11 protein-coding genes are annotated in these 11,121 nt (G+C 70.7%); 3 read left to right on the top strand and 8 right to left on the bottom strand.

Annotated features, from left to right (window positions below):
- The 7 genes from CPE01_RS16060 to CPE01_RS16030 form a co-directional block, all read right to left on the bottom strand.
- Window positions 1–587: endo-1,4-beta-xylanase (locus tag CPE01_RS16060; RefSeq protein ID WP_146807814.1), on the bottom strand; the 587-nt coding region annotated here is incomplete at its 3' end.
- Between the two features lie 300 nt (window positions 588–887).
- Complete coding sequence (locus CPE01_RS16055; protein WP_146807813.1) at window positions 888–1,331, bottom strand: DUF3237 family protein; 444 nt, start codon at window positions 1,329–1,331, stop codon at window positions 888–890.
- Window positions 1,328–2,224 carry an alpha/beta hydrolase gene (locus CPE01_RS16050; RefSeq protein WP_246784006.1) on the bottom strand — a complete coding sequence of 299 codons (897 nt, stop codon included), beginning with the start codon at window positions 2,222–2,224 and terminating at the stop codon, window positions 1,328–1,330. Before CPE01_RS16050 ends, CPE01_RS16055 begins: the two co-directional genes overlap by 4 nt.
- Before the next feature lie 64 nt (window positions 2,225–2,288).
- Window positions 2,289–3,188 carry a carbohydrate ABC transporter permease gene (locus CPE01_RS16045; protein ID WP_146807811.1) on the bottom strand — a complete coding sequence of 300 codons (900 nt, stop codon included), beginning with the start codon at window positions 3,186–3,188 and terminating at the stop codon, window positions 2,289–2,291.
- Window positions 3,188–4,201 (bottom strand): carbohydrate ABC transporter permease, encoded by a 1,014-nt coding sequence (locus tag CPE01_RS16040; RefSeq protein ID WP_146807810.1) that lies wholly within the window; start codon window positions 4,199–4,201, stop codon window positions 3,188–3,190. The genes CPE01_RS16045 and CPE01_RS16040 overlap by 1 nt, the downstream gene beginning before the upstream one ends.
- Before the next feature lie 14 nt (window positions 4,202–4,215).
- Window positions 4,216–5,514 carry an ABC transporter substrate-binding protein gene (locus CPE01_RS16035; protein ID WP_146807809.1) on the bottom strand — a complete coding sequence of 433 codons (1,299 nt, stop codon included), beginning with the start codon at window positions 5,512–5,514 and terminating at the stop codon, window positions 4,216–4,218.
- A 329-nt stretch (window positions 5,515–5,843) separates the two neighbouring features.
- Window positions 5,844–6,881 carry a LacI family DNA-binding transcriptional regulator gene (locus CPE01_RS16030; protein ID WP_246784004.1) on the bottom strand — a complete coding sequence of 346 codons (1,038 nt, stop codon included), beginning with the start codon at window positions 6,879–6,881 and terminating at the stop codon, window positions 5,844–5,846.
- Window positions 6,882–7,166: 285 nt separating this feature from the next.
- Here CPE01_RS16030 and CPE01_RS16025 point away from each other — a divergent pair, with 285 nt between their 5' ends.
- Window positions 7,167–7,469, top strand: a complete 303-nt coding sequence (locus CPE01_RS16025) for a hypothetical protein (protein WP_146807808.1) — start codon at window positions 7,167–7,169, stop codon at window positions 7,467–7,469.
- A gap of 76 nt (window positions 7,470–7,545) precedes the next feature.
- Here CPE01_RS16025 and CPE01_RS16020 read toward each other — a convergent pair whose 3' ends face one another.
- Complete coding sequence (locus tag CPE01_RS16020; protein ID WP_246784003.1) at window positions 7,546–8,103, bottom strand: P-loop nucleotide/nucleoside kinase family protein; 558 nt, start codon at window positions 8,101–8,103, stop codon at window positions 7,546–7,548.
- A gap of 166 nt (window positions 8,104–8,269) precedes the next feature.
- On the opposite strand from CPE01_RS16020, the gene CPE01_RS16015 reads away from it, so the two are divergent.
- Together CPE01_RS16015 and CPE01_RS16010 are read left to right on the top strand one after the other, a co-directional pair.
- Window positions 8,270–10,396, top strand: coding sequence for a family 43 glycosylhydrolase (locus CPE01_RS16015; protein WP_146807807.1), 2,127 nt, complete (start codon window positions 8,270–8,272; stop codon window positions 10,394–10,396).
- A gap of 140 nt (window positions 10,397–10,536) precedes the next feature.
- Window positions 10,537–11,121 (top strand): endo-1,4-beta-xylanase (locus tag CPE01_RS16010; RefSeq protein ID WP_146807806.1); only part of this gene is annotated, 585 nt, incomplete at its 3' end.

The following is an 11,121-nucleotide window of genomic DNA, read 5'->3' as shown; positions in this document are numbered from 1 at the left end:
GCGGCGCGGAACGCGGCCTCGATCCAGTCGTTGCCGGTGCGCTGCAGGTTGGAGTCACGACGGGCACCCGAGCTGCCGTCCGCGAACGCCTCGTTCACGACGTCCCAGGCGTAGATCTTGCCCTTGTAGTGCTCGGCGACCTTGGTGACGTGGTTGAGCATCGAGTTGCGCAGCGTGGTGCCGGACTGGTTCTGCATCCAGCCGGGCTGCTGCGAGTGCCATGCCAGGGCGTGGCCACGGACGCGCTTGCCGTTCTGCAGCGCCCAGTTCACGATCTGGTCGCCGCTCGAGTAGTTGAAGTTGTTCTGCGACGGCTCCGTCGCGTCCATCTTCATCTCGTTCTCGGCGGTGATCATGTTGAACTCGCGGTTGGCGATGCCAAGCGTCCCCGAGTTGTTGAAGTAGTGGCCGGCGATGGCCGTGCCGAAGTAGCGGCCGGTCTCAGCGGCGGCGGCCTGGAGCGTGCTGCCGGCAGCCTGCGCCGGGACGGCGAGCGTGACGGCGATCGCAGCCGCCGCGAACCCGCCCACCACAGCGGCCATACGGCGGCTTCCGGTGCGACGGTGTCGGTGACGTGGGGTCGTCATCGATCCTCCTAGATCGTGGATGTAGCCGGTCAGCGTTGCCCGGCACGTCACCTTTTGCCCGGTCGGTCAGGGCCGTCAACCCCTGATCGGGTCCTGATAGTTTCGGAACCGGGTCCGAAGCGTTTTGTCACCCGTTCAGGTGACATACATCGGTGTAAAGCTGCAGGAATCCGGACTCTCGTTCGCGCGGCTCCCGTCGCCCGAACGGCGTAGCGGGAGAGCGCTCTCGCAAGTTTCGCGTCGTCGGCAGGGGCGTTCGACGACGCGGCGGCGCCTTCCGTCGCGCGGTCCCCGGGACGCTCAGGCGTCCGCTGCCTCCGGGGCCCCGTGGATCTCGACGCGGTGGATCTCCACCCGCACGCGGTGCTCCTCGAGGCGCGGGAACAGCAGCCCCACGTACGCCCCCGTGCGGAGCTCGACAGGCCCCTCGTCGCCCACGTCGAAGCGCGGCGCGGTGAGGATCGGCAGCTGCGGCGCGGGCGCGTGCACCGCGGTGTTCGTCACGGACACCACCGAGCCGTCCGCGAGCCGGAGCTCGTACCGCGCCCACAGCTCGAACGAGCCGTCGACCCGCTCGAGGTTCCAGTCCGCGCCTCCGGGCAGCACCTCGCCGTCGAGGCCGTCCCGCACGGTGCCCCCGACCACGGGGATGACCCGCCGGCGCCCGGTGGGTGTCATGCCGACGTCCACGACGTCGCCGAGGAGCGCGTCGATCGTGAACACGTGGATCCCGGTGAGCTTCATGGGGTGGCCTCCTCGACCAGCACGCGACGGACGAAGGCCGCCATCCGGCGCCACGCCGCGAGCGCCTGCGCCTCCGGGCCGAAGTGGGTGAACGCGTGGTCGCAGCCGTCGAACACCACGTGCTCGGTGGGCACGCCGGCCGCGCGCAGCCGCGCGGCGAACCGGTCCCCCTCGTCGCGCAGCAGGTCGCGCTCCGCGGTCAGGACGAGCGTGGGCGGCAGCCCGGTGAGGTCGGCCGCGAGCAGCGGTGACGCGAGCTCGTCGGACGGGTCCTCGTCGTGCAGGTACCAGGCGTTGAAGCGTGCGCCGATCTCGGCCAGCTCGACCGCCCCCGGCGCCCGGCGCGTCGCGTCGGTGAGCTTGTCGGCCGGCGGTGTGGCCAGGTCGAGCGGTGCGTAGTCCACGACGAGGCCGCGCAGCTGCGGGCCGCCCGTGCGCCGGGCCAGCAGCGCGCACGCCGCGGCGAGGTTGCCGCCCGCGCTGTGCCCGCCGACCGCGATCCGGGTGGGGTCGAGCCCGTGCACCACCGCGTGCTTCTCGAGCCAGACGAGCAGGTCGTGCACCTGGTGCACCGCCGCCGGGAACGGGTTCTCGGGCGCCAGCGCGTACTCGACGTTGATGACGGCGCAGCCGGACGCGTCCGCGAGCAGGCGGCAGTACGGGTCGTCGTCGTGCCAGTCGCCCAGCACGAACCCGCCGCCGTGGAGGTTGACGAACACGCCCGGCAGGGCCGGGCCGTCCGTGGGGCGGTAGACCATGAGGTCGCGCACGGGAGCGCCCAGGCCCGCGTCCCGCGCCTCGTAGGTCCCCGTCGGCAGGTCCGGGAGGGCGCGCGGCAGCGTCTGCGCGTGCCGCGCGGCCTCCTCCCGGAAGAGGCGGGCGTCGTCGAGCATGCTCACGACGCCACCTGCGACCTCGACCCCAGCGCTCGTCGTCGGCCGCGTGCTGCGCGTGGCGTCACCCCTTCACCGCACCCGTCAGACCGCCGACGATCCGCCGCTCGAACAGGCTGAAGAACACGAGCGCCGGCAGCATCGCGAGCGACGTGAACGCCAGGACCTTGGCGGTGTCGACCGAGTACTCCGACGAGAACGCCTGCACGCCGAGAGGCAGGGTGAACGAGTCGGCGTCGTTGAGGATGAACAGCGGCAGCAGGTAGCTGTTCCAGCTGCCGATGAACGCCAGGATCCCCACCGTGATGACGCCCGGCATGGACAGCGGCAGCACCATCCGCCAGAAGAAGCCCAGGCGGCTGCAGCCGTCGATCTCCGCCGCCTCCTGCAGCTCGGACGGGATCGCGCGCAGGAACGGGACCAGGATGATGATCGTCGTCGGGAGCGCGAAGCCGATCTGCGGCAGGATCACGCCCGAGAGGTCGTTCATCAGGCCGAGCGTGCGGACCAGGATGTACAGCGGCGTGATGGCCACCGTCATCGGGAACATCAGCCCCGCGGCGAACAGCGAGTACAGCGCGCCGCGCCCGAGGAAGTTGTAGCGCGCGATCGCGAAGCTGGCCATCAGCCCCAGCACGACGACGCCGATCGTCGTCGCCCCGGCTGCGATCGCCGAGTTGATCACCTGACGCCAGAACACGTTGCCCGTCAGGACGTCGACGTAGTTGCCGACCTGCCACGGGTCGGGCCAGCCCGACGGGTCCGTGGTGATCTGCGCGTTCGTCCGGAAGCCGCCGATGATGACGTACGCGACCGGTGCGAGCATCACGAGGATGAGCAGCACCGCCACCACGTAGACACCGGGGCTGCCCCAGCGCAGCTCGCCCTTCGGGCCCTTGCGCTGACCCTGGCCGGTGGGCCGGTCGGAGGAGAGCGGGGGGACGGCGACGGTCGTGGCGGCCATCAGCGGACACCTCCCGTGATCGCGCCCTCGGTGTCCCGTCGCAGGACGAAGCGCTGGTAGACGAGAGCGACGACGAGCGAGATGAGGAACAGCACGACGGCGACGGCGTTGCCGTACCCGTAGCTGCCGGCGTTACGGCCGAAGGACACCATGTAGGTGGCCATCGTCGAGGTGCCGGCCGTCGAGGCGACGTACTGACCCCAGATGATGTAGACGAGGTCGAACAGCTGCAGCGCGCCGATGATCGACAGGAACGCCCAGATCCGCAGGGTCGGGGCGAGCAGCGGCAACGTGATGCGGCGCTGCACCTGCCAGTACGACGCGCCGTCGATCGCGGCCGCCTCGTTGAGCTCCTGCGGGATGCCCTGGAGCCCCGCGAGGAACAGGATCACCGCGAAGCCGATGTACTTCCAGGTGATGATCCCCATCAGCGTCCAGATGGCGATGTCCGGGTCGGAGATCCAGTCGCGCGCCAGGCCGCCGAGACCGATCTGCTCCAGCAGGTCGTTGAGCGCGCCCGTGCTCTGCAGGATCAGGCTCCACCCCGTGCCGACGACGACCTCGGAGATCACGTACGGCACGAAGATCAGGACGCGGATGATCGACTGCCCGCGCATCCGGCGGTTCAGCAGGAGCGCGATGAGGACCGCGGCCGGACCCTGCAGGACCAGGGAGAACACGACGATGAACGCGTTGTGCCGTAGCGCATCGTGGAACAGCGGGTCGGTCAGGATCGTCTCGTAGTTCTTCAGCCCGACGAAGTCCGTCGGCGGCCCGTAACCCTCCCAGCTGAAGAAGCCGTAGTACGCGGCCATCAGCACCGGGAAGATCACGAAGGACAGGAAGACCAGGAGCGCGGGCCCGGTGAGGACCGCGATCTCCAGGCGCTCGCCCCAACCCGTACGACGCCGCCGCCGGCGCGGCGAGGGCGACACCGCAGGGGTGCCACCCTCGCCGACCGGCAGGTCGACGGGCGAGCCGTCGGGGTGCGAGCTCGCTCGCGTGGACGTCATCTGTGCAGCTGCCCCTAGGCCTTGGCAGCGGCGTCGTTGACGGCCTGGACGACGCCGGCGGCGTCACGCTTGCCGGCGAGCAGGTCGACGATCGCGACGTTCAGCGCGTTGCCGACGTTCTGGCCGTAGACCGTGTCGAGCCACTGCGAGACGAACGGCGCCGCGTTGTAGGCGTCGAGCACGCTCTTGAGGTACGGCTCGGTGATGACCTTCTGCGACTCGGTGTTCACCGTCGGCGCGTTGAAGGCCTTGTAGTAGTTCTCCTGGACGTCCGTGCGCGCGATGTAGTTGAGGAACGCGGCGCACGCCTCCTTGGGAGCCTTCGCCGAGCACGAGTAGCCGTCGACGCCACCGAGGATCGAGCCGGGCTCACCCTGGCCGCCCGGGACCTCCGGGAACGCGAACCAGTCGAGGTCCGGCAGCGGCTTCTCGTCGGGCGTGAGCGAGGCGATGACGCCCGGGTTCCACGCACCCATGAGCTCCATCGCGGCCTTGTGGTTGGCCAGCAGACCGGCCGACGAGCCGGCGCCCTGCTGCGCGGAGGTCGTCAGGAAGCCCTGGTTGAACGGCTCGGTGGCGGCGAACGCCTCGAGGTTCTCCGCGGCATCGAGCCAGCACGGGTCGGTGAACTCCATCGACTTGGCCGTCGACTCGAGCGTCTCGGGGCTGCACGCACGCAGCGCGAAGAAGTAGTACCAGTGCGCGGCCGGCCACGCGTCCTTGGCACCGAGGGCGATCGGCGAGACGCCCGTGCCCTTGAGCTTGGTGACGGCGCCGTTGAGGTCGTCGATCGTCTTCGGCGTGTCCGTGATGCCGGCCGCCTCGAACAGGTCCTTCGAGTACCAGATGCCACCGGGCAGCACCGCGATGGGCATCGCGTACGTCTTGCCCTCGAGCTCGTTGGCCTTGAACGACCCCTCGGGGATGAGCTTCTTGGTCTCGTCGGAGATCAGGTCGGTGATGTCCAGGAGCTGGTTCGCCCGGACCATCGCGGCCATCTTGCCGCCACCACGCTGCAGGAAGATGTCCGGCGCGTCACCCGAGTTCAGCGCGGTCTGGAGCTTGCCGTCCAGGTCCTCGTTCTGGATCGCCTGGACCTTGATGGTGACGTCCGGGTTGTCCTTCATGAAGGCCGCGACGGTCTCGTCCCAGAAGGTCTTGCCGGCACCCGTCGACGCGTTGTGCCAGAAGGTCATCTCGACCTTCCCGCCGGTCTCGCCGCCACCGCCGCCGTCGTCGCCGCTGCAGGCCGTCAGGCCGACGGCGCACAGGAGCATCGCAGTGCCGGCCGCGATCATCGTCCTCATCTTCATCCGAGCTGCCTTCCTACTCCCCTTCGAGTGATGCAGCCGCACCGCACGAGGCGGCGCTGCACCGGACAGGCGCGGTTCGTCGCACACGTCCTCCGCCGGTGTCGAACTGTGTTCTTCATCGTTGGAGAACGACGTCCGGCTACACCGTCGCAACACTGGGCGACGGTGTCAATCACCTGGAGTCACCGTTGTGTCACGGTCCGCGCACGAGTCGGGAACGGTGCTGGTCGCAGCCTCGTCGGCCCCTTCGAGCCCCTCCGGCGGCAACACCTCCGGCAGCCCGACGACGGCCCCTCGGACGCCCGCCGGACGCCCGCCCCGACGCCGTGTCAGACGCGCCGCGGCGTGCTCTCGCGCTCCACGAGCCGCATGTCCGCGACGTGCAGCACCGGCGGCCGCACCGACCCGCCGGGCGAGCCCACCTCGTCCAGCCGCCGCAGCAGCAGGTCGAGGGCCACCTGCGCGATCTCGCGGCGACCGGGGTCGATCGTCGTCAGCGACGGAACCGAGTACCGGGCGTCCTCGACGTCGTCGAAGCCGACCACCGCCACGTCCCGCGGGATCGACAGCCCGCGGACCCCGAGCTCGTGCATGGCACCCAGCGCCAGCGCGTCGTTGAACGCGACCACGCCGTCGACCTCGACGCCCGTGTCCAGCACGGCCGCCATCGCGCGCGCGCCGTTGGCGCGGTGCCAGCCGTCGTCGGCCCAGCCGAGCAGCCGGTCGTCGACCGCGAGCCCCCGGTCCTCGAGCGCCTCGCGGTAGCCCTGGAAGCGCAGGGTCGCCGAGCCCGCGGTCCGCGCGTGCAGCATGCCGATCGCCGCGATCCGGCGGCAGCCCACGTCGAGCAGCAGCTCGGTCGCGGCCCGCGCGCCCTCGACGTTGTGCATCGTCACGTGGTCGACGTGCGTGGAGAACACCTGCTCGCCCAGCAGGACGAGCGGGTAGTCGAGGTTCTCCAGCAGGTGCACGTCGCTCTGGTCGAGCGCCGCCGGGCTGAACACCAGGCCGTCGACGAGCCTGCGCCGCGGCTCGCGCAGCGCCGCGAGCTCGCCCTCACGCGTGAAGCCGGTCGGCTCGATCAGCACCTGGACGTCGCGACGACGAGCGGCCGCGAGCACCTCGTCGGCCAGCTCCCCGAAGTACGGCTGGCCGAGCTCCGGGACCGCCAGGCCGATCAGTCCGCTGCGCCCCGAGCGCAGGATCCGCGCCGTCACGTTGATCTCGTAGCCGAGCTCGTCGACCGCGGCGAGCACGCGCTCGCGCGTCGACTCGCGGATGTACGGGTAGCCGCTGAGCACGTTCGAGACCGTCTTGGCGGACACGCCGGCGCGTCGCGCGACGTCGGCCATCGTCGGCACAACCATCCCCTTCGCGTCGTCGCCGGTACCACCGCGTCGTCGCGGTCGCCCGCGGGCAGCCGCAATCTACCCGAGACGACACGCCCGTGGACCAGCCCGCGAACCGTTCCGCTGACACGTGCCCACGAGGCGCGCTGGGCCGACGCGGCACCTCGCCGACCCCATCGAGGGCAGACGTGCAGGTCAGCGCGCCCGGACCGTGGACAACAGGGACATCCGGTACGAGTCGGTCACTACGCTCCCCGGGCGCCGCTCCAGCGGGCGCATCCCCCTCACAGAGAAGACATGGTCATGGAAACCGCACCCACCACCGCACCCGCGCAGGACGTCGAGACCGACGAGGACGAGCCGTCGTGGACCGACTTCGGCCTGCCGATCGGCCTGTTCGCCCTCGCGGTCATCCCCTTCACGCCGCTGTGGGACCAGATCGCGCAGCCTGACACCACGCGCCGCAAGTACGGCGCGATCTCGCGCTTCCTCGCCGACATCGGCCCGCTCCCCGTGACGCTGACGTTCGCCGGCCTGGGCGCGCTCATCCTCGTCTGGACTCTCGCGCAGCGACGTAGGAGCGCTTCCACGACGTCCGAGGACTGACCGTCGTGCGCGGGGGTCTGGCCGGACGGCTCGACCCCCGCGACGTCCTCGCAAGCCTCGTCCGCCACCCCCTGCGTCACGGCTGGCGGGCGTCGGGGAGGGACGGCGGCCAGCGGTGGCGGCGCCAGTCGTCCCACGTAGCGAAGCCCGGGGGCGGCGGGTCGATCGGCTCGGTGCCGTCGAGCTCACCGGCGGTCGGGACGACGAAGGCCGCGGCCCAGGTCGCGAGCTCGTCGTCGGACATGTGCCACGTCGTGCGCGGCTCCTGCGCGTGCCGCGCGTCGAGGCGCCGGCGCTGCTCGTCGGCCGGCAGCGTGACATAGCACAGCTGCACCCGCGCGCCGACGTCGACCGCGGCCTGCCGCAGCGCCGACCGCTCGTCGCGGCTCCACAGCCCGAAGTCGAGCACCACGTCGACCCCCAGCTCGAGCGCGCGCAGGGCGACGTCGACCAGCCGCCCCTCGATCACCGCGGTGGCCTCGCGCGGGTTGGCGTCGCCGTACAACGCCTTGACCCACTCGTCCTTCGTGAGCCGCAACGCGCCGCGCTCCGCCTCGATGCGGCGGGCCTGCGTCGTCTTGCCGGTGCCCGGCAGGCCCACGGTCAGGAACAACGTGGTCTGGTTCGTCGTCACGCCCCCATCTGAGCACGGGACGCGCGGGGCGGGCCTCGGTGGGCAAGCGCTGTCACTAATCGATTTGCGGAGGTTCCGGCCCCGAAAGCGCGTGCCACAGTCGCCATCGACAGCGGTGTTAGCGATAACACCGACGCCCTGATCCGCACGTCGGGGAGAACACACCATGCGCGACGACGACGTCGACACCCTGCTCCACCGCGCCCTTCGGCGCCCACGCCAGGCCGTCCGGCACCGCCGCCGAGCCGTCCTGCACCGCCGCCAGGCGGCTGCGCTCGTCGTGGCGCTGGCCGCCTCGACGGTCGCGGCCGTGGCCGCGGCACCCACCGCGAGCGCTGCGACCATCGACACCTCGGCCACGTACGTGCTGGTCAACCGCAACAGCGGCAAGGCGCTCGACGTGTACGACCTGGCCACGAACGACGGGGCCCGGATCACCCAGTGGTCCCGGCACGACGGCACCAACCAGCAGTGGCAGTTCGTCAACGCCGGCGGCGGCTACTACAAGCTCAGGTCGACGCTCTCGGGCAAGGTGCTCGACGTGAGCGGCCGGTCCACGGCCGACGGCGCGGGCATCATCCAGTGGTCCGAGAACGGTGGCACCAACCAGCAGTTCAGCGTCCAGGACGTCGACGGCTACATCCAGCTCATCGCCCGGCACAGCGGCAAGGCCGTCGAGGTGCAGAACGCGTCCACCGCGGACGGGGCGAACGTCGTGCAGTACGCGGACTGGAACGGCACCAACCAGCAGTGGCAGCTGGTGCGGCTCGGCGGGACGACGCCACCGCCGCAGACCGGCACGTTCACCAACCCCGTGGTCTGGCAGGACTTCGCCGACGGCGACATCATCCGCGTGGGCGACGCGTACTACTACTCGGCGTCGACGATGCACTACTCACCCGGCGCGCCGATCCTGCGCTCGTACGACCTCGTGAACTGGGAGTACGCCGGCCACTCGGTGCCGCGGCTCGACTTCGACGACGCGGGCTACGACCTGTCCGGCGGCCGCAAGTACGTCAAGGGCATCTGGGCCTCGACGCTCGGGTACCGCCCGAGCAACCGCACGTACTACTGGCTCGGCTGCACCGAGTTCAACCGGACGTACGTCTACACCGCATCGGCGGTGGACGGCACGTGGTCGAAGAAGGCGCGGCTCAACACGTGCTACTACGACGCGGGCCTGCTGGTCGACGACGACGACACCATGTACGTCGCGTACGGCAACGGGACGATCAGCGTCGCGCAGCTCAACGCCGACGGCACGGGCCAGGTGCGCGCGCAGCAGGTGTTCCAGACGCCGTCGAGCGTCGGCACGCTCGAGGGCGCCCGGTTCTACAAGCGCGGCGGCTACTACTACATCTGGCTCACACGTCCGGCGAACGGCCAGTACGTGCTGCGCTCGACGTCCCCGTTCGGACCGTACGAGATGCGCCAGGTGCTGCTGAACCTGCCCGGCCCGATCTCGGGCGGCGGTGTGCCGCACCAGGGCGGGATCGTCCAGACGCAGGCCGGCGACTGGTGGTACATGGCCTTCACCGACGCCTACCCGGGCGGCCGCGTGCCCACGCTCGCGCCGATCACCTGGACCGGCGACGGCTGGCCCACGCTGCAGACGGTCGACGGCCGTTGGGGCACCACGTACCAGCGGCCGAACATCACGACGAGCAAGACGGTCGCCCCGATGACCGGCCGCGACACGTTCGTCGGCCCCACCCTCGGCCACCGGTGGGAGTGGAACCACAACCCGGACACCAGCCGGTTCAGCGTCAGCAACGGGTTGCGGCTGCAGACCGCCACGGTCACGAACGACCTCTACAACGCGCGCAACACCCTGACCCACCGCATCCAGGGACCCACGTCCACGGCGACGATCGAGCTGGACTACTCGAGCATGGCGAACGGTGACCGCGCGGGGCTGGCGATGCTGCGGCAGTCGTCGGCGTGGATCGGGGTGGTCAAGAACAACGGCACGACGCGCGTCGTGATGACCGACGGGCTCACGATGAACAGCTCGTGGGCGACCACCGGGACCGGCGCCGAACGCGCGTCGGCCACCGTCTCCGGCGGTCGCATCTGGTTGCGCACGTCCGCGGACATCCGCCCGGGCTCGGGCCGGACCGCCACGTTCTCCTACTCGACCGACGGCTCCACGTTCGTGCCGCTCGGACCCGCGTTCACGCTGAACAACCAGTGGGAGTTCTTCATGGGCTACCGGTTCGGGATCTTCACCTACGCCACGCAGGCGCTCGGCGGGGCCGTCACGGTCCGCAGCTTCGACCTCACCACTCCCTGAGGCGCCCGCGCCTCAGCCGTCGCCGGCACTCGTCCGGCACCTCTCCCCGCCACCCACCCGGTCCCCGCGCGCCTGCGCGAGACGGGTCCCCACGCGCACCGCGCGATCGGCGTGCGGTCCCGACAGAGAGCGAGTCAGTCATGCGCACCACCCAGCACCAGCGCCACGGATGGCGACGACGAGCCACGGCACTCGTCGCCGCGACGGGACTGGCAGCGTCCCTGCTCGTCACGCTGGCGAACCCCGCCCAGGCGGCCTCGACCCTCGGGGCCTCCGCCGCGGAGAAGGGCCGGTACTTCGGCACCGCCCTCGCCGCGGGCCGCCTGAGCGACTCGACGTACGCGTCGATCGCCGCCCGGGAGTTCAACATGATCACAGCGGAGAACGAGATGAAGTGGGACGCGACGGAGCCGTCGCAGAACAGCTTCAACTTCAGCCGCGGCGACCAGATCTACAACTTCGCCCGCAGCAACGGCGCGCAGGTCCGCGGGCACGCGCTCCTGTGGCACGCGCAGATGCCCGGCTGGGCGCAGAACCTGTCCGGCAGCGCGCTGCGCAACGCCGCGATCAACCACGTCACCCGGGTCGCGACGTACTACCGCGGCAAGATCCACTCGTGGGACGTCGTCAACGAGGCGTTCGCCGACGACGGTCGCGGCAGCCGCCGTGACTCGAGCCTGCAGCGCACCGGGAACGACTGGATCGAGGCCGCGTTCCGCGCCGCG

The organism is Cellulomonas persica (genome assembly GCF_007989825.1).
Taxonomy (GTDB): domain Bacteria; phylum Actinomycetota; class Actinomycetes; order Actinomycetales; family Cellulomonadaceae; genus Cellulomonas; species Cellulomonas persica.
Note: the sequence above shows the minus strand (reverse complement) of the source record. Positions and strands in the feature narration are given on the sequence as shown.

What these genes read in the sequence shown, in the direction of transcription:
- CPE01_RS16055 (WP_146807813.1), bottom strand. Translation starts at nt 1,331, where the DNA reads ATGAAGCTCACCGGGATCCACGTGTTCACGATCGACGCGCTCCTCGGC.
- CPE01_RS16050 (WP_246784006.1), bottom strand. Translation starts at nt 2,224, where the DNA reads ATGCTCGACGACGCCCGCCTCTTCCGGGAGGAGGCCGCGCGGCACGCG.
- CPE01_RS16045 (WP_146807811.1), bottom strand. Translation starts at nt 3,188, where the DNA reads ATGGCCGCCACGACCGTCGCCGTCCCCCCGCTCTCCTCCGACCGGCCC.
- CPE01_RS16040 (WP_146807810.1), bottom strand. Translation starts at nt 4,201, where the DNA reads ATGACGTCCACGCGAGCGAGCTCGCACCCCGACGGCTCGCCCGTCGAC.
- CPE01_RS16035 (WP_146807809.1), bottom strand. Translation starts at nt 5,514, where the DNA reads ATGAAGATGAGGACGATGATCGCGGCCGGCACTGCGATGCTCCTGTGC.
- CPE01_RS16030 (WP_246784004.1), bottom strand. Translation starts at nt 6,881, where the DNA reads ATGGTTGTGCCGACGATGGCCGACGTCGCGCGACGCGCCGGCGTGTCC.
- CPE01_RS16025 (WP_146807808.1), top strand. Translation starts at nt 7,167, where the DNA reads ATGGAAACCGCACCCACCACCGCACCCGCGCAGGACGTCGAGACCGAC.
- CPE01_RS16015 (WP_146807807.1), top strand. Translation starts at nt 8,270, where the DNA reads ATGCGCGACGACGACGTCGACACCCTGCTCCACCGCGCCCTTCGGCGC.